This is a genomic window from Haloferax sp. Atlit-4N, from assembly GCF_003383025.1.
GTDB classification, from domain to species: domain Archaea; phylum Halobacteriota; class Halobacteria; order Halobacteriales; family Haloferacaceae; genus Haloferax; species Haloferax gibbonsii.
Map to the genome: position 1 here is coordinate 1,608,674 of NZ_PSYY01000001.1, position 18,553 is coordinate 1,627,226.

At 67.9% G+C, this 18,553-nt stretch carries 19 protein-coding genes; 5 read left to right on the plus strand and 14 right to left on the minus strand.

Annotated features, from left to right (window positions below):
• Window positions 1-18: 18 nt before the first annotated feature.
• The 8 genes from C5C07_RS08360 to C5C07_RS08395 form a co-directional block, all read right to left on the minus strand.
• Window positions 19-1,326, minus strand: coding sequence for a dicarboxylate/amino acid:cation symporter (locus C5C07_RS08360; RefSeq protein WP_049905196.1), 1,308 nt, complete (start codon window positions 1,324-1,326; stop codon window positions 19-21).
• 143 nt (window positions 1,327-1,469) lie between these two features.
• On the minus strand, window positions 1,470-2,177 hold the full coding sequence (locus tag C5C07_RS08365; protein WP_115804868.1) for an AMP-binding protein: 708 nt from the start codon (window positions 2,175-2,177) through the stop codon (window positions 1,470-1,472).
• Between the two features lie 102 nt (window positions 2,178-2,279).
• Entirely contained in the window at window positions 2,280-2,600 is a 321-nt protein-coding gene (locus C5C07_RS08370) for a cupin domain-containing protein (protein ID WP_004976826.1), read from the minus strand.
• Window positions 2,601-2,652: 52 nt separating this feature from the next.
• Entirely contained in the window at window positions 2,653-3,807 is a 1,155-nt protein-coding gene (gene dnaJ / locus C5C07_RS08375) for a molecular chaperone DnaJ (protein ID WP_115804869.1), read from the minus strand.
• A gap of 151 nt (window positions 3,808-3,958) precedes the next feature.
• Entirely contained in the window at window positions 3,959-5,830 is a 1,872-nt protein-coding gene (gene dnaK / locus C5C07_RS08380) for a molecular chaperone DnaK (protein WP_004976822.1), read from the minus strand.
• A gap of 190 nt (window positions 5,831-6,020) precedes the next feature.
• Window positions 6,021-6,791 (minus strand): alpha/beta hydrolase, encoded by a 771-nt coding sequence (locus C5C07_RS08385; protein ID WP_199522730.1) that lies wholly within the window; start codon window positions 6,789-6,791, stop codon window positions 6,021-6,023.
• Window positions 6,792-6,923: 132 nt separating this feature from the next.
• Complete coding sequence (locus C5C07_RS08390) at window positions 6,924-7,619, minus strand: nucleotide exchange factor GrpE (RefSeq protein ID WP_004976816.1); 696 nt, start codon at window positions 7,617-7,619, stop codon at window positions 6,924-6,926.
• A gap of 116 nt (window positions 7,620-7,735) precedes the next feature.
• Window positions 7,736-8,482, minus strand: a complete 747-nt coding sequence (locus tag C5C07_RS08395; RefSeq protein WP_050459102.1) for a proteasome assembly chaperone family protein — start codon at window positions 8,480-8,482, stop codon at window positions 7,736-7,738.
• A gap of 165 nt (window positions 8,483-8,647) precedes the next feature.
• On the opposite strand from C5C07_RS08395, the gene C5C07_RS08400 reads away from it, so the two are divergent.
• Window positions 8,648-9,589, plus strand: coding sequence for an RsmB/NOP family class I SAM-dependent RNA methyltransferase (locus tag C5C07_RS08400; RefSeq protein WP_004976813.1), 942 nt, complete (start codon window positions 8,648-8,650; stop codon window positions 9,587-9,589).
• On the plus strand, window positions 9,586-10,122 hold the full coding sequence (locus C5C07_RS08405) for a hypothetical protein (protein ID WP_115804871.1): 537 nt from the start codon (window positions 9,586-9,588) through the stop codon (window positions 10,120-10,122). Before C5C07_RS08400 ends, C5C07_RS08405 begins: the two co-directional genes overlap by 4 nt.
• Window positions 10,123-10,146: 24 nt before the next feature.
• Here C5C07_RS08405 and C5C07_RS08410 read toward each other — a convergent pair whose 3' ends face one another.
• A complete protein-coding gene (locus tag C5C07_RS08410; RefSeq protein ID WP_115804872.1) occupies window positions 10,147-11,649 on the minus strand; it encodes a DUF790 family protein in 1,503 nt (500 codons plus the stop codon).
• A gap of 153 nt (window positions 11,650-11,802) precedes the next feature.
• Here C5C07_RS08410 and C5C07_RS08415 point away from each other — a divergent pair, with 153 nt between their 5' ends.
• Window positions 11,803-12,195 carry a hypothetical protein gene (locus tag C5C07_RS08415; RefSeq protein WP_049905210.1) on the plus strand — a complete coding sequence of 131 codons (393 nt, stop codon included), beginning with the start codon at window positions 11,803-11,805 and terminating at the stop codon, window positions 12,193-12,195.
• Between the two features lie 39 nt (window positions 12,196-12,234).
• Here the strand turns inward: C5C07_RS08415 and C5C07_RS08420 are convergent, their stop codons facing one another.
• On the minus strand, window positions 12,235-13,569 hold the full coding sequence (locus tag C5C07_RS08420) for a DEAD/DEAH box helicase (protein WP_115804873.1): 1,335 nt from the start codon (window positions 13,567-13,569) through the stop codon (window positions 12,235-12,237).
• Between the two features lie 135 nt (window positions 13,570-13,704).
• Between C5C07_RS08420 and C5C07_RS21665 the strand changes: the two genes are divergently transcribed.
• Entirely contained in the window at window positions 13,705-13,854 is a 150-nt protein-coding gene (locus tag C5C07_RS21665; protein WP_004041491.1) for a hypothetical protein, read from the plus strand.
• Between the two features lies 1 nt (window position 13,855).
• Here the strand turns inward: C5C07_RS21665 and C5C07_RS08425 are convergent, their stop codons facing one another.
• Genes C5C07_RS08425 through C5C07_RS08440 form a run of 4 tightly spaced genes read right to left on the minus strand, consistent with a single transcriptional unit; the run spans window position 13,856 to window position 17,046 of the window.
• A complete protein-coding gene (locus C5C07_RS08425; RefSeq protein WP_115804874.1) occupies window positions 13,856-14,308 on the minus strand; it encodes a hypothetical protein in 453 nt (150 codons plus the stop codon).
• 31 nt (window positions 14,309-14,339) lie between these two features.
• The gene (locus C5C07_RS08430; protein WP_004976803.1) at window positions 14,340-15,146 is read right to left on the minus strand and encodes an ABC transporter ATP-binding protein; all 807 of its coding nucleotides are present in this window, start codon (window positions 15,144-15,146) and stop codon (window positions 14,340-14,342) included.
• A complete protein-coding gene (locus C5C07_RS08435) occupies window positions 15,134-16,003 on the minus strand; it encodes an ABC transporter permease (RefSeq protein WP_050459108.1) in 870 nt (289 codons plus the stop codon). Before C5C07_RS08435 ends, C5C07_RS08430 begins: the two co-directional genes overlap by 13 nt.
• Window positions 16,000-17,046: an ABC transporter substrate-binding protein gene (locus C5C07_RS08440; RefSeq protein WP_050459109.1), complete on the minus strand. Its 1,047-nt coding sequence runs from the start codon at window positions 17,044-17,046 to the stop codon at window positions 16,000-16,002. The genes C5C07_RS08435 and C5C07_RS08440 overlap by 4 nt, the downstream gene beginning before the upstream one ends.
• 256 nt (window positions 17,047-17,302) lie before the next feature.
• Here C5C07_RS08440 and C5C07_RS08445 point away from each other — a divergent pair, with 256 nt between their 5' ends.
• Window positions 17,303-18,424 carry a pyridoxal phosphate-dependent aminotransferase gene (locus C5C07_RS08445; protein ID WP_115804875.1) on the plus strand — a complete coding sequence of 374 codons (1,122 nt, stop codon included), beginning with the start codon at window positions 17,303-17,305 and terminating at the stop codon, window positions 18,422-18,424.
• The last annotated feature ends 129 nt before the right edge of the window (window positions 18,425-18,553 follow it).

An 18,553-nucleotide genomic window follows, 5' to 3' on the forward strand; every position in this document is an offset into this window, starting at 1 on the left:
GGTTTTTTCCGCCTTCGTTCAGTCGGACAGCGCCGCGCCGACACCGTCGTTCCACGCGTCGGCGGTGAAGTCGACCGCGTCGTTCCACGTGGCAACGACGGTCGTCACTGCGAGGTCGCCGGTCACGTTCACCATCGTCCGGATGCGGTCGAGGATGGGGTCGACGCCGGCGACGAGACCGACGATTTCCAGCGGGAGTCCCAACTGCGTCAAGACGAGCGTGAGCATGATGAGCCCCGACCCGGGGACGCCGGCAGTCCCGATGCTCGCCAGCACGGCGACCGCGACGACCGCGAACTGGTCGGCCAGAGAGAGGTTCACGCCGACGATGTTCGCCGCGAAGATGGCCGCGACGCCCTGATACATCGCCGTGCCGTCCATGTTGATGGTCGCACCGAGCGGGAGGGTGAAGCCGTAGATGCGTTCTTCGATGCCGAGGTTGTCGTCCGCGTCGGACATCGTCACCGGGAGCGTCCCGGACGACGACCGGATGCTCAGCGCGGTCACCATCGCGTCGCGCGCGCCGGAGAGGAACGCGACCGGCGACCGACCCGCGACCCCGACGACGAACGTGCCGAGGTAGACGACCCCGATGTGGACGACGGCCGCGAGGAGCATCGTTCCGATGAGGAGCGCGAAGGGCAGGATAGCGTCGACGCCGGCGGTGCCGAAGACGTTCGCCATGAGCGCGAAGACGCCGAGGACGCCGAACTCCATCGCCCCCCAGACGACCTTGTACATCGCTTCTGCGCCCGCGTCGGCGAGGTCGAAGAACGCCTCGATGCCGCGTTTGACCTGCTCGTCGTCCGTCTCTTCCCACGCCAGCGTGAGGCCGAGGCCGAACACGACGACGAAGAAGATGGTCGGGAGCACGCTGCCCTCGGCCATCGCACCGACGGGGTTCGTCGGGACGATGTTGAGGACGACCTCGACCGCGTTCGGGGCCTCCGCACTCTGGGCTTCAGCGCCGGCGAGCAGCTCTTCGAGCCCGCGAGAGCCGGGGGACACGAGGTTGCTCACGCCGAGTCCGATGGCGACCGCAAACGCGGACGTGAGCGCGTACAGCCCGACTACCTGCGCACCGACGCGGCCGAGCGACGACGGTGAGAGCTGTCGAACGCCCATCAGGAGCGTGAACACCACGATGGGTACGATGAGCATCTTCAGCAGTCGGACGAACAGGTCGCCGACCGGTTTCAGGGCCGTCGCCGGCTCACCGACGACGAGGCCGACGAGCGACCCGAGGACGAACGCGACCCCGATTCGGTAGACGATGCCGACCGACCGATACCGGTTCCACAGAGACACAATGCTAGACTGTGACATGTAACGTGTTTGCACTAACGATACAGCCAGAATATAAATATAGCGGTGGAAATCCTGAATTTAACACCGAGGTAGAATTCAATCTCAAATATGAATTAATAGTTGGAGTCTTCGGTGATTTCTCTCCACCCCACGCGTCGTCGTCAGTACGCGTCGTCCGGCGCGAGGGCGACCGCTTCGGGAACCCCGTCGCCGACTGCGAGCGCCGCTTCGACGGCCTCGTCGCCCGCGGGGATTCGAATCGTCCCGCCGGCGAGAAGCGGGGCGAGCACGCCGGCGACGACGGTTCCCGGGTGGCTGAGCGACGACCTGACCGCGACCGTGTCGTCCTCGCCGAGGTCGAAGTCGGCGGCCACCCGTCGGGCCGCGTCCAGCAGGTCGCCGTGGGTGAACTCGCGGTCGTCGGCGACGAGCGCTGGGTCGTCGGGTGCGACGATTTCCGGGTGGACCGCCGGGTTCTCGCTCCAGACCTCCTGTTCCCAGTGCGTCGTCGCGGGCGAACTCGGCGGGCCACCGAACACGGCGAGTTTCTGTCCCGGCGGCAGGTCGGCGAACTCCGTCTCGCGGTCGACGGCGACGACGGTCGCTCGCGCCTCGACCGCCGGGTCGAACGCGGTCACCGCGCCGAGTTGGGCCGCCCCGAGGAACGTCAACAGCGGTTCGGGGAGCGAGACCGGGTCGACCGCGACGCGAGCGCCCTTGCGGACGCCGAGGTAGCGGAGGACGTTCCCGGCCTTGTACGAGGTCGTGATGAGGTCGTGGTACGTGTAGGTCCGGCCGGGGCCGTCAACCCGGAGGGCGAGTCGGTCGCTCCGCCGGTCGCGGGCCATGAGGTCGCCGATAACGTCCATGGCCGGTCGTAGGGAGTCGGCGCGAAAAAAGGCCCCGAGGCGCTCTCGCGGTCCGAGAACGCGGCGGGGCGGGCGTCGACGTCTGAGTCTCGGCTCCGTCGCTCAGGGCGCGCCCGCGATGACGAACGTGCTCTCTTCGGGACCGTTTCGGAGTTCGCGGGTGTCCTCGGGCGAGACGCGTACTGCGTCGCCGGGTTCGAGGTCGACTTTCTTGTCTTCGACGACGAGCGTCGCCCCGCCGGAGACGAGGAAGTACACTTCTTCGTGGCCCTGTTCGGCGTGGTCGTGCGGCTTGCCGGACCAGTCGGGGTCGGTCTCTAACACGCTGAAGCCGAGTTCGACGCAGTCGAGTTCGTCTCGCAGGAAATGGAGGCCGCCGCCGACCGCGTCTACGTCCTCGTAGTTCGCTTTCGTGTAGGACATCGCCTGAACTGACGGCCGCCGGACAAGAGAGCGTGGTGGTGCCGGAAATCCGTTACAGCGAGTTCTTCAGCTTCTGGAAGAGGCCCTCTTTGACCTCCTCGCCGCCGGCCTCGGCGAACTCCTTGAGCGCCTCGCGCTGTTCCTTGTTGAGGTCCTCGGGCGTGACGACGTGGACCTCGACGTGCAGGTCGCCGTGGCCCCGACCGTCGAGGTGGGGCATCCCCGCGCCGGAGACGGTGAACGTCGACCCGCTTTGGGTGCCCGCGGGCACCTTCAGTTCCTCCTCGCCGTCGAGCGTCGGCACCTCGACGGTCGCGCCGAAGACGGCCTGCGGGAAGGAGATGGGGTGGGTGTAGCGGAGGTCGTCGCCGTCCCGCTCGAACTCCTCGTGGTCGCGGACGTTGACCTCGACGAACAGGTCGCCGTTGGGGCCGCCGTTCTCGCCGGGTTCGCCCTCGCCGCGGTAGCGGAGGCGCTGGCCGTCGCGGAAGCCGGCGGGGATAGTGATGGTCACGTCGCGAGTGCGGCGGACGCGCCCGCTGCCGCGACACTCCGAGCAGTCCTCGCTGTAGGTCTCGCCCTCGCCGCCGCAGGCGCGACAGGTCGTCGTCTGCTGGACGCGGCCGAAGGGCGTCTGCTGGACCGTCGTCTGCTGGCCCGAGCCGTTACACTCCGAACAGGTGTTCACGTCGGCGTCCTCGGGGTGGCCCTCGCCGTCGCACTCGGGACAGACCTCGCGGCGGCGAATCGTCACGTCGCGCTCGACGCCGTGGTAGGCGTCTTCGAGGTCGATGGAGATGCGCTGGGCCACGTCGCGACCCTGCTGGGGACGGTTGCGCTGTTGGCCGCCCGCGCCGCCGTTGAAGAGGTTGTTGAAGATGTCCTCGAAGCCGCCACCGCCGCCGCCCATCCCGCCGAAGGGGTTGCCGCCGCCGAAGGGATTGCCTCCCCCGCGGCCGCCGCCACCGCCGCCGCGTTTCTGGGACTGCTGGAAGCGCTCGTGGCCGACTTGGTCGTACATCTGCCGCTTCTCGTCGTCCGTGAGCACCTCCTTTGCCTTCTGGACCTTCTTGAACTTCTCCTCGGCGTCGTCCTCGTCGGAAACGTCGGGGTGGTACTTCGCGGCCTTCTTGCGGTACGCGTTCTTGATCTCGTCTTTCGAGGCGTCCCGCGAGACCCCGAGTACGTCGTAGAAGTCCTCGCTCATCAGTTGCTCTCTTGTAGCCGGTGAAGGTATTTGAAAAGTCCGTCTCTCGTATCGCGGCGAGCGCGAGCGGCGTCAAATCCGGGATTCCGACCGGATTCGACCGCCGGCGTCGGGTCTCTCGGCGACCCGAGAGTCGGTCAGGTGGTTAGCGTTAGTTGTCCTCGTCTTCCTCGTCGAAGTCCGCGTCGGCGTCGACGAAGTCCTCGGGGTCCGCACCGCCGGGGCCGCCGGCCGCGCCCGCACCAGCGCCAGCGCCGCCGGCACCGCCGGCCTGCGCCTGCTGTTGGTACATGCGCTTGCCGATTTCCTGCAGTTCCTTCGAGAGGTCCTCGGTCACGTCTTCGAGTTCGTCCGTGGAGGCGTCGTCGTCTTCGAGGACCGCTTCGACGTCCTCGATGGCCGCCTCGATGTCGGCGCGGAGTTCGTCGTCGACGTTCTCTTCGTTCTCTTCGAGGAGCGTCTCGGCGCGCTGGACCGCGCCCTCGGCCTCGTTGCGGGCCTCGACGGCGCGGCGGCGCTCTTTGTCCTCTTCGGCGTGCTGTTCGGCCTCCTGCTGCATGCGGTCGATCTCGTCGTCGGAGAGGCCCGCACCGCCCTCGATGGTGATGGACTCGGCGTTGCCGGAGCCCTTGTCCTCGGCGGAGACGTTGACGATGCCGTTCTCGTCGATGTTGAAGCCGACTTCGATCTGCGGGGTGCCCGCGGGGGCCGGCGGGATGCCGGAGAGCGTGAACTCGCCGAGGAGCTCGTTGTCCTCGGCCATCTCTCGTTCGCCCTGGAAGACGCGGACCTGCACCGTCGTCTGGTTGTCGGCCGCGGTGGTGAATATCTTCGACTCCTCGGTCGGAATCGTCGTGTTCTTCTCGATGAGGCGCTCGAAGAGGCCGCCTTTGACCTCGATACCGAGCGACAGCGGCGTCACGTCGAGGAGGACGATGTCGTCGACCTCGCCGCCGAGAACGCCGCCCTGGATGGCCGCGCCGAGCGCGACGGCCTCGTCGGGGTTGACGGACTTCTTCGGCTCGGAGCCGAGCAGCTCTTCGACCTTGTCGAGGACCTGCGGCATCCGGGTGGAGCCGCCGACGAGGATGACGTCGTCGATGTCGCCCTTGTCGTAGCCGGCGTCTTCGAGCGCCTGCTCGGTCGGCTCGACCGTCCGGTCGATGAGGTCAGCGGTGAGCGACTCGAACTTCGCGCGGGTCAGGTCGTATTCGAGGTGGACCGGCCCGGAGTCGGTCGCCGTGATGAACGGGAGGTTGATGGTCGTCTCCTTGCGCGAGGAGAGCTCGATTTTGGCCTCCTCTGCCGCGTCCTTGAGGCGCTGGAGGGCCTGTCGGTCCTCGCGGAGGTCGATGCCGTGGTCGTTCTTGAACTCGGTGGCGAGCCAGTCGATGATGGCCTCGTCCCAGTCGTCGCCGCCGAGGTCGTTGTCCCCGTTCGTGGCGACCACTTCGTAGACGCCGCCGCCGAGGTCGAGGACGGACACGTCGAAGGTGCCGCCGCCGAGGTCGTAGACGAGCACGGTCTGGTTCGACTCGTCGTCGAGGCCGTAGGCCATGGAGGCCGCGGTCGGCTCGTTGACGATGCGCTCGACTTCGAGACCCGCGATTTCGCCGGCGTCCTTCGTCGCCTGACGCTGCTTGTCGTTGAAGTACGCGGGGACGGTGATGACGGCCTTCTTCAGTTCGTCGCCGAGATAGTCCTCGGCGTCGCGCTTGATCTTCTGGAGAATCATCGCCGAAATCTGCTCCGGCGTGTACTCCTCGCCCTCGATGTCGACGGAGTAGCCGTCCTCGCCCATGTGGCGCTTGATGGACCGAATCGTGCGCTCGGGATTCTGGATGGCCTGGTTCTTCGCCGGCTTGCCGACCAACCGCTCACCGTCGTCGGTGAACGCGACGACGGAGGGGGTGGTTCGGTCGCCTTCTGCGTTCACGATAATCTCCGGGTCGCCGCCCTCCATCACCGCGAACGCGCTGTTCGTGGTGCCGAGGTCGATACCCAGAATCTTGTTGCTCGCCATCTTGCCCGCAAATACCGTCTTTTGCCGGTTAAAGGTTACTAGATACTGCGACACACGGCGCGCACCGAGGTCGACGCTGTCTTGCGATTTTGCGTTCTCGCGTCGAAACAGGTCGGTCGATTTATGTAGAACCGCCGACCGCGTCGCCAGCGTCGCGTCCGGCAGAGTCGATGTCGATGGCGACGGCGTCTCAGTCCATCGACTGCGGTCGCTCCGTTCCGTCGGTCGAGTCGTCGGAGCCGGGCACGCCCGCACCGCCGAGTCGGAGCGACGACGGGTCCGCTCCGTCGAGGGCGTCGAGCACCACCGAGAGCGTCCGCTCCCTGCCCTCGCTGGCGAAGAACTCGTGGCCGCCGTCGTACGGGACGAGGTTCGACGCGGGGGTCCGGTCGCCGATTGCGCGAACGTCGACGACCCGGTCCGACAGCGAGACGAAGACCACGTCGTCGGGACGGAACGGTGGCAGCGACTCCTGCGCGCCGTGAATCATGCGGAGGAAGGCGGGCGAGGCGTTGTCCGGGCCGTCGGCCAGTTCGGCGGCGAGTTTCAGTTCGCCGAGGTCCGTACGAGAGATGCCCGCGGGGACGAACGGGCGCGTCGTCGGCAACCGCCTGACGACGGGGAGCAGCAGGCCATCGAGGCCGGCGGTCGCGGTCCCCCACCACGGGCTCAAAAAGACGTTCCGGACCGCGAGGTCGAGGTGGGCGGCGACGAGGCCGCCGGTGCTGTGGCTGAGGACGAGGTCGATGTCGCGGTCGACCGCGTACGCCCGCACCGGGCTCACGTACTGGCCCTCGAACTCCCAGCCGTTCGTCGGGAGTTCGACGGCGTGGACGTGGTAGCCCTCGTAGGTGAGGCGGTCGAGGAGCCACTCGACGCTCCGGTGACCCGGCTTGTTGCCCCATCCGAGGACGAAAAGCAGGTCGTCGTCGCCGGGGTCACCGTGTTGGGTGACGCGCACGGTCGGCCGCCGCCGACGGGAACGAAGTCGCATGCCGTAGTGATTGCGAGGTGAGAACAAAAGTCCTCCCCGGGTCGGCGACGCGTCAAGCCGCCGTGGCCGGCCGCGGGGAGACAGCCGCGTCGCTCGCGACTACTCGCCCTTACTGACCGTGATCTGCGCGGCGCGGATGACCTTGTCGGCCATCTCGTAACCGGGCTGGAACACGTCGGCGACGGTGTCCGCGGGCTCGTCGCTGTCGACGCGCATCATCACCTCGTGGCGGTTGGGGTCCACGTCCGTCCCCGGTTCGGGGGCGATGATTTCGACGTTCTCGTCTTCGAGGATGCGGTCGAACTCCTTGAGCGTCGATTCGAGGCCGCCGCGGATGTCGGCGTCCTCGTCCTGGTCGAGCGCGCGGACGAGGTTGTCGCGGACGGTGACGACGCGCTCGACGAAGTCCTCGGTGGCGCGCTCTTTTATCTGGTCCTGTCGCTTCTTCGCGCGCTTCTTGTAGTTCTGGAAGTCCGCCTGCGTGCGCTTGAGGCGGGACTGGAGTTCCTCGGCCGTCGCTTCGGCCTCGTCGCGCTCGGCTTCGAGGTCGGCGACGCGGGCTTCGAGCGCCGCGACCTCGGCCGCGAGGTCGTCGTCGTACTCGGCGACGCGGTCGGAGACGGCCGGCCCGTCGCCCGTCGCGTCGGGGTCCTCGGCCGCCGACTCGGCGCTCGACGCCTCGCCCTCGGCGTCCGTCGCCGCGTCTTCGGCCGCCTGCGCCGCTGCGTCGGGTGCCGCGTCGGGCTCGGATTCCGCGTTCGCGTCCGTGGCCGACTCGGCAGGGTCGTCGCTCATGGGCGGGAGAAGTGGCCGGCGCGGCTTAAACGTGTAGACTGCGGGCCGGCCGAAACGCTTCTCACCGTGGGGCGGCCGCGCGGGTCGATACCCGCCGTCACCGACCGACAGCGGCCTTACTGGTACATCCCGAGCGGCCGGGCCTGCGTGCTCTCCTCGTCGGACTGCTGCATCCGCCGGGCCAACTGCTCTTTCGCCTGCCGTATCTCGGTGGCGCTGTCCACGAGGTCGTCCACGGGGACCTCGACGCCGACGAGCGGTTCGATGCCGTGCTTGATGATGACTCGGGCCGCCTCGGGGTCCGGGAACTGCGGGTCCGACTCGACGACCAACGCGAGCGCCGGGCGGCCGACCGAGACGGCGTTGCTCAGGAGCGCGCCCGTCGGTCCCGAGACGAGGCCGGTCTCCGTCGGACGGTCGATGCCGGCGTCTTCGAGCCGCGACGTCGCGCCGTCGGTGCCGACGCCGTAGAGCGCGGGCACGTCCTCGGACTTCTCGTGGGCGATGCCCGAGAGGAACACGGGAAGCACGTCGAGGTCTTCGAACCACGGGCCGAGACAGCTGGCGAGTTCGGTCGCCGCGTCGGGTCGGATGGGGATGTCGCTCTGGAGGACGAGCAGGTCCCGCTCCGCGTCGGCGTAGAGCCTGACCGGCGGGTGGAGTGTCGGGTCGTCCTTCATGTAGACCGCAACCTTCGGGACGCCCTCGCAGAACACGTCCGCGTAGTGGGTCATGTCGAACGCCTCCACCAGGTGGTCGGCCGCAATTTTGCCGACTAACCCGACGCCCGGCAGTCCTTCGACCAGCGTCGGCGACTCCAGTTCGTCGGTGAGTTCCTCCGCGAGGACGCGAATGCGTGCCATACGTGAACATGGTCGCCGGGGCGAAGTAAATCCGACGGGCGACTGCGTCGCTATCGACGGACGGGTCCGCGTCCGTGAACCGTCCCGCGTCGCCTCCCCGCGGCTCCGAGCTCGTCACCCGACGACTCCGAAACCGACAAGCGCGCCCCCGCGGAATCGAGTGTCATGAACCCGCTCCAGCGGTACGCGCCGCTCGTGGACGACGAGGAGGCCTTTTTCGCGGCCTGCGAGCGGCCGCTTCCCTCCGTCGTCCGCGTCAACACCATCAAGACGACGGTGGCGCGCGCCCGCGAGGCGCTCGACGACGAGGGCGTCGCCTACGAACCGACCGACTGGCACCCCGGCATCCTGAAGCTCGAAGACAGCAGTCCGGGGACGAACTGGCCGTACTTCCACGGCTGGCTCCACGGCCAAGAGGAGGTGTCGGCGCTCCCGGCTATCGCACTCGACCCGCAACCGGGCGAGCGCGTCTGGGACACCTGCGCCGCGCCGGGGTCGAAGACGACCCAGATTGCCGCCATGATGGACGACGAGGGCGTCCTCGTCGGCAACGACAACAACCTCGGTCGGCTGTCGGCGCTCCGCCACAACGCCGAGCGCCTCGGCGTGACCAACCTCGTCGTGTCGAATCAGGACGCCCGCAACTTCTCGATGAAGCCCTTCGGGGAGCGAACCCCCGAAAAGTCCGGGTCGTTCGAGCAGTTCGACCGCGTCCTCGTCGACGCCCCCTGTTCCTGCGAGGGCACCTGCCGGAAGAACCCCGACGTGCTCGACGAGTGGACGATGAACCACGTCAAAAGCGTCGCCGGCATCCAGAAGGGCATCCTCCGGCGCGCCGTGCAGGTGACGAAAGCCGGCGGCACCGTCGTCTACTCCACGTGTACCTTCGCGCCCGAGGAGAACGAGGCCATCCTCGACTTCGTCCTCGAACGGGAGGACTGCGAGGTCGTCGAGTGGGACGTCCCCGACGGCTTCGAGACCGCGCCCGGCATCACCGAGTGGGAGGGCGACGAGTACGACCCGTCGGTGACCAAGGCCCGCCGCGTCTACCCGCACCACAACGACACGGGCGGCTTCTTCACCGCCAAACTGGAGGTGAACGCATGAGCGACGACACCGCCCCCGACGAGAACTGGGGCCAGCAGTTCGACCGCCTGCCGCCGACGGCCGACGACCGCGTCGTCGAGGGGCGGCCCTCCCGCGAGGAGGTCATCGACTGGTGGGAAGAGCGGTTCGGCGTCGACCCGGCGGTCTTCGACGGCTACACGTTCTGGGAGAAGGGCGCGGGCAAGATTTGGGCGTTCCACGGCGAGGTCGTCGACCCCATCAAAGTCGAGGGGCTCGGAATGCGCATCCTCCGGACCCGTCAGCGCCACTGGAAGCCCTCGACCAACGCGGTCCAGCGGTTCTGCGGCGACGCGACGAAGAACGTCATCGAACTGAGCCCCGGCGAGGCGAAGGCGTTCGTCGACGGCCACGACCAACAGCTCGACCGATGGGAGGGCGACTGGGGCTACCTCACCGCCGCCCACGAAATCGCCGGCGAACTCGAACCGCTCGGCGTCGGGCTCTACCTCCACGGGGAACTCCGCTCGACCGTCCCGAAGGGTCGGCAGGAAGAACTCGTCAAACTCGACTGAGCGGTTCGGGGTCGCCCCCCGAGACTACTTCTCTTTGACCGTTCCGCCGGTCAGACCCTCCCACTCGACCCGGTAGCCGAGCCGCGAGAGGACCGCGCTCGCGTCGTCGAGGCCGCGGTCGTCGAGGACGGACTCGACCGCCGACAGCGACATCCCCGCCTCGACTTCCCCGACGAGCGCGTCGAGGACGGCGGGCCGAACCAGGGTCCGCCCGACGAGTTCGTGTTCCGGGAAGACCACGTCGTCGAGCGCGTCGACGGAGACGCCGCGGGCCGCCGCGAGGTCGGACAGGGTGACCACGTCGTCGTCCGGCGCGAGTTCGGCGGGGAGCGACGAGGCCGCGTCGGCGACGAGGTCGGACTCGTAGTCGCGCAGCACGTCCACCACGTCCTTCACGCGCACGGAGCCGGAGTAGGGGACCGCGCGGTGGTCGCGGGCGGCGATGTCCTCGCCGACGCCGAGCGACTCGTCCACGGCGACGACGAGTTCCACGTCTTCCACCTCGGCGAGTTGGCCCAGCTTCTTTTCGACGTACTCGGGCGTCCAAAAGCCCATAATCTCGAAGAAGACGCGGAAGTCGGCGTGCGCGTAGTCGAACGCGAAGTCGGGAATCATCACGCTCGTCCCCGTTTCGAGGGGCTCCGGCTCCCGGACGAGCGACCAGTCGAGGTCGAGGCCGCGGAAGCGGGCGGCGAAGTCGGACTCCACGTCGCTGTCGAAGCCGGGTTCGGCCATCGGCTCGACGCCGGGGACCGACACGTCCTCGCTCGTGAGCGTCAGTTCGCGTTCCGTCCCGCGGTCGTCGATGGTCGCCACGAGTCGCCAGTCGCCGGCGGTTGCGACCGACCGAAGCAGGCGGGCGAAGGCGGTTCCGTAGCGTCTGGTTCGCTGAAAGAGCGCGTCGGGACCGGTGACGACGACCTCGCGCCCGGCGTCGGTCTTCCGGACCTCGTACATGAGGCGGAGGCGCTTGACCGCCGAGACGACGGCCTTCGGGTCGGAGCTTCGGACCCGAACCTCGGTCGCGTCGAACAGGGCGGTCTGGGCGAGCGAAAGGTTGTACTGCGCGAGCAGTTCGTCGGGCGTCCACCGCGGGTCGAACTCGGAAAGCACCTGTTCGACCTCGCGGTCGGCCGTGAGCGACTCGTCGACCGCCTCGGGCGACGACCCGAGCGAGGACGCCGCGCGGTCGAGCGCCGCGGCTCGCTCCTCGTCGGTCGTTACGCCACCGACCGCCATCGCGGCCTCGAACGCGGCGCGGCGGGCGCGAACGGGCGGCAGGGGAGCCGCCGTCTCGAACACCGCCTCGCGGTCGAGCAGCGACGCGAAGCCGCGGGCGAGTTTGAAGTCGTCGGCCTCGGCTTCGAGGTCCGCGAGGGCGTGGTCGAGGTCGGCCCGCGCGTCGCCGACGTGTCGCCGGAAGACGCCGATGGCCTTCGCGGCCAGCGGGCGGTCTCCCCGGTCGGCGAACTGCGGGTGGTAGCCGCCGCCCGCCCGCGACACGCGAAGCAGGTCCTTCGTCAGCACGCTCGCCACGACGGGACCGCGGGACAAAAACGACTCGGGCGGCGTGGGCAAGAAGCGAGCGACGGCGCGGGCGGACACCGGCCGACGGCGCGGGCGGACACGGCCGACGGCGCGGACGACAAGGTTCATTGCGCCCGCGGCGGACGCCATCGTATGGAGCGACGACGCCTCCTCGGACTGGTCGCGGTCGGCCTGTCGTCCGGCTGTCTCGGGTCGCTTCCGGGCGCGACGGGTCCGCGAAACCCGCCCGAGGCACCGGCAGGGGAGCCCCGAGACACCCCGGAGGTACCGCCGGTTCGTATCTCCGAGGTCGACTTCGAGGCGACCGACGACGGCCGCCTCCGCGTCTTCGGGACGGTCGTCAACGACAGCGGGGCGGAGCGAATCGCCACGGTCGAAGCCCGCGTCAGCGTCCGCGACGAGGAGTCGACCCGGTCGCAGGAGCTCGCCGTCCCGGCAGCCGGGAGCGCCGACTTCGCAATCGAGTTCGAGTTCGAGTACGACGCCTTCGCCAACAACGGCGACCTGAACGTCTCGCTGGCCTGACTCCGAAGGCGACCGCTTTCCCGCCGGTGCCGACCCGCGTCACCGACGCCGGGCCGCGACCCGTTCTTCCGCCGTCTCGACGCTCACGAGTTCGTAGAGCGTCGCGGTCGCGCCGTCGGCCTTCGGTCGGAGGATGCGACCGAGGCGCTGGGTGAACTCGCGTTCCGACCCCGACCCCGAAAGGAGGATGCCGACGTTCGCGTCGGGCACGTCCACGCCCTCGTCGAGCACGTTGGCCGCGACGACGGTGTCGTAGGTGCCGTCGCGGAAGCGGTCGAGGATTTCGCGGCGCTCTTTCGTGCCGGTCTCGTTGGTTATCGGCGGGACGAGGAAGCGCCGCGAGATGCGGTAGACGAGGTCGGTCGAGGCGGTGAAGACGATGACGCGGTCCTCGCGGTGTCGCGCGAGCAACCGGGCCAGTTTGTCCACCTTCGCCTCGGAGTTCATCATCACGTCGCGGGCGCGCTGCTTGGCGAGGAGCGCCGCCCGCGCTCTCGGGTCGTTCCCGGAGCGCATCACGAGTTTCTGGTAGTCGCTGCCCGACTGCATCGACAGCCCCGAGGTGCGCAGGTAGTTCACGAACGTCTCCTGTGCCTCGTCGTACGTCTCGCGCTCGTCGGCCGTGAGTTCCACCTCGATTCGGCGGACCTCGTAGTCGGCGAGGTGGTCGCCTGCCAAGTCGTCCACGTCGAGGCGGTACACCCGCGGGCCGACGAGTTCCTCGACGCGCTCGTGTGCGCCGTCGGGGCGCTCGAACGTCGCCGTCAGGCCGAGGCGGGAAGGTGCGGCGAGAAAGCGCGGGATGTCTTGGTATCCCTCGCCGCCGAGGTGGTGGACCTCGTCGAAGACGACGAGACCGAAGTCGCCGCCCACGTCGTCGGCGCGGAGGTACGCCGAGTCGTACGTCGAGACCGTGATGGCCTCTTGGGTCTGTTCGCCGCCGCCGAACCGACCGACCGGCACGTCGAACTCGGTTTCGAGTTCGCGTATCCACTGGTCCTGTAAATCGATGGTCGGCACGACGACGAGCGTCGGCACGGAGCGGGCGACCATCGCGGCGACCGCGAGCACCGTCTTGCCCGCGCCGGTCGGCAGTTCCACGACGCCGCGACCGCCCGCGTCGAGCCACGCGTCGAGCGCGGCGCGCTGGTAGTCGCGGAGGTCGTAGGTCGTCGAAAGCGAGAGGGGGGCGTCGAGGGCGAGCGTGTCTTCGAACTCGGTTCCCCGTCGCTCTAATTCGTCCCGAATGGCGGCGTACCGCATCGCTGGGGCTCGATAGCCGCCGCTTCGGGGGTCGGCTTCGACGCCGGGAATCGAGATATCGAGGTCGGTAGCGAGGTGAATCGTTCCGTCCTCGAAGCGGAGGGTCGTCACTACCGGCGCGTTGGCGGGGCGCGGTCATAAATCGACGGTCCCGCGGTGCGGCGGTCGGGCCGGAGTCCCGTGCGCTTCCGGTCCCGTCGTCCGCGGGCCGAAGGTTCAAATCCGATGGCGGGGCTACGGACGTGTATGAGCGACGACCTCGACGACGCGGTCGCACAGTTCCTCAGCGACTACAACAGCGCGATGAAGGAGTACGAGAAGGGCTACGTCGACGCCGACGCGACGCTGTCGGTCATCGACGCACACATCGACGAGTTGCGAGCGGCGCGGGAGTAGTTCAGTACCACAGCGAATCATCGCTACACCCGGTCCCTTTGAGTTTAATCTCCCCCTCCGTGGAGATGACGATGTACAGTCCGGGGGTTGGTGAGTCGTACCCAGAACAGTCGGGCAGGTACGTGAACTCTCGGTCGCCAATATTGTTGCTCCGGGCTTCGATGTGGACGATGTACGGCCGAGCGGGAGCAACCGCCGGAAAATTCAGTCTCGGAACGTCTCCGTCCTCGGGTTGCGCCTCGATGTCGATATACTCCATCCATGCGAGTCCTTCGCTCCACTCGTCGGCGCCTCGGCGAACGAGTTGCACGGTCAAGGAGTGCGGTTGGTCGTGGAAGTTCATCACCGAGAGCAACAGCTTCGGCCTGAACTCCTGATACACCGCATTGCCGGCGAGGCCAATGCCACCGAGTCCGGCGACTGCGCCAGCGATGACCTGTCGTCTAGATATCATAAACCGAGGTACCGAATCGAGGGTGAAAAGCTTACTCGCCTATCAGCCCGCGAATCCGCTCGACGTATTCTGCAAATTCGCTTTCGGTCCGCTCGCGCGGGCGGTCGATGTCGACCGAGACGATTTCGCGGACGCGGCCTGGGTTGGCGGCCATGACGACCACGCGGTCGGCGAGCGTGACGGCCTCTTCGACGTCGTGGGTGACGAACAGCACCGTCTTGTCCGTCTCCGCCCAGATGTCGAGCAGTTCGCCGTGGAGCATGTCGCGGGTCTGGGCGTCGACCGCGCCGAACGGCTCGTCCATGAGGAGCAGTTCGGGGTCGACCGCGAGCGCGCGGGCGATGCCGACCCGCTGTTTCATCCCGCCGGACAGCTCCTTCGGGTAGGCGTCGGCGAAGCCGTCGAGACCGACGAGTTCGAGCATCTCAGTCACGCGCTCCGAGCGCGCCGGCTCCTCGACGCCCTGTTCTTCGAGGCCGAAAGCGACGTTCTCGGCGACGGTTCGCCACGGGAACAGCCCGTACTCCTGAAACACCATGCCGCGGTCGGTGCCGGGGCCGGTGACGGGCGAGCCGTCGAGGGTGACCGCGCCCGACGTGGCGTCTTCGAGGCCGGCGATGATGCGGAACAGCGTCGTCTTGCCGCAGCCGGAGGGACCGACGATACAGACGAACTCGCCGTCCTCGACCGCGAACTCGACGTCCGACAGCGCCTCGACCGTCCGGCGGTCGGAAGCGTAGGTCTTGCCGAGCGAATCGACCCGGACCGTCGCGGTCTCGTCGGGGTCGGTCGCGGTCGCGTCGGCTCCCGCGTTCGCGTCCCCGCTCATGCTCTCCACTCCAGCGCCCGCCGTTCGACCCGGCGGAACAGGCCGTCGCTCACGAGGAAGACGATGCTGATGACGAGCATGTAGGCGACCGACACGTCCATGGCGAGGTTCTGCGCCGTGTTGAGAATCTCGTAGCCGACGCCGACGCCGACGATGAGTTCGGCCGCGACGACGATCATCCAGCACTGGCCGATGCTCGTCCGGATGCCGGTCATGATCGAGGGGCTGGCCGCCGGGATGACGACCTTCCGAATCATCGTCCAGTCGTCGTCGACGCCGAGGCTCGCGGCGACCTCTTTGAGGTCCTCGGAGACCCCCTCGACGCCGCCGTAGGCGCTGTAGAAGTTAATCCAGAAGGAGCCGATGGCGACGATGAACGTCGCGCCCTGGTGGTTGACGCCGAGCCAGATGACGGCGAAGCCGATCCACGCCAGCGGCGGAATCGGCCGGAGGAGGCGCGTGACGGGCGTGAAGACGCTGTCGACGCGGGTGTTCCAGCCCATGGCGACGCCCGCGAAGACGCCGAGCGAGGTCCCGATGAGCAGGCCCGGCACGTAGTGGTAGAGGCTCTGAATCAGCTTGACCACCAGTCGAGTCGCCGGGAGTTCCGCGCCGGTGAAGGGAATCGAAAGCGACGCCGGCGCGGTGAGTTCGACGACGAACGCCGCCAGCACCTCGACGGGCGAGGGGAGCAGATACGTCGGTTGGAACAGCGCGGCGACGTACCAGACGGCGAGAAAGCCCGCGAAGCCGGCGACCGCGAGCCCCGTCTGTTCAGAGGAGAACCCCGCGAGCCGGTCGAGCAGTCGCTCGTCCGCCTCCGTCTCCGAGAGGGCGACGCCGCTGCCGACTTCGTCGTTGCTCATAGCGAGTCGTAGATGCCGTAATCGAACATCTCGTCGACGGTCAACTGCGCTTCCGTCTTCCCGAGCGTCTGGGCGTAGTCGGCGAAGATTTCAGCGCCGCCTTCGATATCGTGGGGGTCGGTGATGAAGTCCGACGCGGGGGAGTCGAGCGCCGCGCGAGCGGTCTCGACCGGGAGCGCGCTCTCGCCGATGACCGAACTCGCGTGCTGGGCGGCCGTGTCGGGGTTGTCGGCGACGAAGTTCGTCGCCCGCTGGTGGAGTTCGACGAACTCCGTGGCGAGGTCGCGGTTGTCCTGCCGGAGGCGGTCGTGCATGAGCGTGACCGCCGCGGGCTGGCCGGGCATGAAGTCGCCCGCCCACGCGATGGGCTGGAACGGCGCGTCGTTGGCCTCGATGACCGTCGGAACGGGCTCCATGATGCTCGTGCCGTCGATGTTGTTCGAGAGGAGCGCCTGCTGGACCGCGGCCGCGCCGCCGAGGCCCTTGATGTTCACGTCCTCCTCGGGGTCGAGCCCGAGCGTGTTCTGAATCCAGTAGCGGAGCAGGATGTCGGGGACCGACCCCGGCGGGAACGTGCCGAAGGTGAACTTCCGGCCCTCTCGGGCCTCGAACTCGGCGAAGGCGTCCGCGCCGTGTTCCTCCCAGAGGGCGGCGAAGTCGTCGGTGGCGAGAATCTGCATCGCGTTCTTGATGTTCGCCGCGGTGATCTTCGCGGGGATGCCCTTGTCCATGACAATCATCGCCGGGACGATGCCGAACATCATCACGTCGAAGTCGCCCGTCGCCGACGCCTGCACGATGCTCGGACCGTCGGAGAACTTCTTGCCCGCGACCGGGACCGAAAGCTGGTCGAACAGCCCCTCTTCTTCCAACACGAAGTACTGCATGTCCGGGTAGATGGGCATGTAGGCGACGTTGAGTTCGTCCAGCCCGCTCCCGCCGGACCCGCCGAGACAGCCCGCGAGGCCGGCGGTCGCGGCGAGGCCGGAGCCCTGCAGGAATCGTCTACGGCTGAGTGAAGTCGAGCGTGGTGCCTCTGTCATTGCCATCGTTACGAATCAGCGCCTTATTCCGGGCGCGTACGCGGTAACGATAGACGCGGTAGATGACGCGCGAGAACCGATGAAAATCCATCTCACGGCCGCATTCGGGGTTGAAACAGTCGGTTTTCCTGAATTGTCTCCTCCAAGATAGCGGCAGTAAAATCCGTTACTGTACGTCGGTCACGTCACGGAGCCGACGGGTCGGCCGCGACCGTGCGTGGGAAGAACTATCCCGAACCGCGACGCGGGATAGGATATGACGCACTTCTCCGACCGGGTGGAGCGCATCTCCATCAGCGGCATTCGCAAGGTGTTCGAGGCGGCTGGCGAAGACGCTATCAACCTCGGGTTGGGCCAGCCAGACTTCCCGGCCCCGGACCACGCTCGACGGGCGGCCGTCGAGGCCATCGAGGCCGGTGAGGCGGACGGCTACACGGGGAACAAGGGGCTCCCGAGCCTGCGCGAGGCAATCGCCGAGAAGCACCGCCGCGACCAGGGCGTCGACCTCGACCCCGGCGACGTCATCGCCACGGCCGGGGGGAGCGAGGCGCTCCACATCGCCATCGAGGCGCACGTGAACGAGGGCGACGAGGTCATCATCCCGGACCCCGGCTTCGTCTCCTACGACGCGCTCACCAAACTCGCCGGCGGCGAACCGGTGCCGGTCCCCCTCCGCGACGACCTGACGCTCGACCCCGAGGCGGTCGAAGAGGCCATCACCGACGACACCGCGGCGTTCGTCGTCAACAGCCCCGGCAACCCGACGGGCGCGGTGTCGCCGCCCGACGACATCGCCGAGTTCGCCCGCATCGCCGACGAGCACGACGTGCTCTGCATCTCCGACGAGGTGTACGAGTACACGGTCTTCGAGGGCGAACACCGCTCGCCCATCGAGTTCGCCGAGACCGACAACGTCGTCGTCGTCAACTCGGCCTCGAAGCTCTTTTCGATGACCGGCTGGCGACTGGGCTGGGTGTACGGCTCTACCCGCCGGGTCGAGCGCATGCTCCGAGTCCACCAGTACGTGCAGGCGTGCGCCTCCGCGCCGGCGCAGTTCGCTGCCGAAGCCGCGCTCAGCGGCCCGCAGGACCGAATCGAGGAGATGACCGAGACGTTCCGCGAGCGCCGCGACCTCGTCGTCGAGGGGCTGGAGGACATCGGCCTCACCGTCCCGTCGCCGGGCGGCGCGTTCTACGTCATGCCCGAGGTTCCCGAGGGCTTCGTCGACGAGTGCATCGACCGCGGCGTGATTATCGTCCCCGGCGAGGCGTTCGGCGAGCACGGCCACGGCTACGCCCGCCTGTCGTACGCGACCGACACCGAGTCGCTCCGCGAGGCCATCGAGATAATGGGCGAGGCGTACGACGCGGTCGTCTGAAATTCGCTCACGGCCGTTATCGGACGATTCGTCGACCGAACTACGACAACTCACGGCATCCGATACGTCTTATTCTCGGCGTTCGAAGTGAAAACCCTTAAATTCGGGAGCCGGTGACGAAACGTTTGT

Bases quoted from the DNA above. Each gene is read 5' to 3' on its own strand.
- C5C07_RS08360 (WP_049905196.1), bottom strand. From the start codon at position 1,326: ATGTCACAGTCTAGCATTGTGTCTCTGTGGAACCGGTATCGGTCGGTC.
- C5C07_RS08365 (WP_115804868.1), bottom strand. From the start codon at position 2,177: ATGGACGTTATCGGCGACCTCATGGCCCGCGACCGGCGGAGCGACCGA.
- C5C07_RS08370 (WP_004976826.1), bottom strand. From the start codon at position 2,600: ATGTCCTACACGAAAGCGAACTACGAGGACGTAGACGCGGTCGGCGGC.
- dnaJ (WP_115804869.1), bottom strand. From the start codon at position 3,807: ATGAGCGAGGACTTCTACGACGTACTCGGGGTCTCGCGGGACGCCTCG.
- dnaK (WP_004976822.1), bottom strand. From the start codon at position 5,830: ATGGCGAGCAACAAGATTCTGGGTATCGACCTCGGCACCACGAACAGC.
- C5C07_RS08390 (WP_004976816.1), bottom strand. From the start codon at position 7,619: ATGAGCGACGACCCTGCCGAGTCGGCCACGGACGCGAACGCGGAATCC.
- C5C07_RS08395 (WP_050459102.1), bottom strand. From the start codon at position 8,482: ATGGCACGCATTCGCGTCCTCGCGGAGGAACTCACCGACGAACTGGAG.
- C5C07_RS08400 (WP_004976813.1), top strand. From the start codon at position 8,648: ATGAACCCGCTCCAGCGGTACGCGCCGCTCGTGGACGACGAGGAGGCC.
- C5C07_RS08405 (WP_115804871.1), top strand. From the start codon at position 9,586: ATGAGCGACGACACCGCCCCCGACGAGAACTGGGGCCAGCAGTTCGAC.
- C5C07_RS08415 (WP_049905210.1), top strand. From the start codon at position 11,803: ATGGAGCGACGACGCCTCCTCGGACTGGTCGCGGTCGGCCTGTCGTCC.
- C5C07_RS21665 (WP_004041491.1), top strand. From the start codon at position 13,705: ATGAGCGACGACCTCGACGACGCGGTCGCACAGTTCCTCAGCGACTAC.
- C5C07_RS08425 (WP_115804874.1), bottom strand. From the start codon at position 14,308: ATGATATCTAGACGACAGGTCATCGCTGGCGCAGTCGCCGGACTCGGT.
- C5C07_RS08435 (WP_050459108.1), bottom strand. From the start codon at position 16,003: ATGAGCAACGACGAAGTCGGCAGCGGCGTCGCCCTCTCGGAGACGGAG.
- C5C07_RS08440 (WP_050459109.1), bottom strand. From the start codon at position 17,046: ATGACAGAGGCACCACGCTCGACTTCACTCAGCCGTAGACGATTCCTG.
- C5C07_RS08445 (WP_115804875.1), top strand. From the start codon at position 17,303: ATGACGCACTTCTCCGACCGGGTGGAGCGCATCTCCATCAGCGGCATT.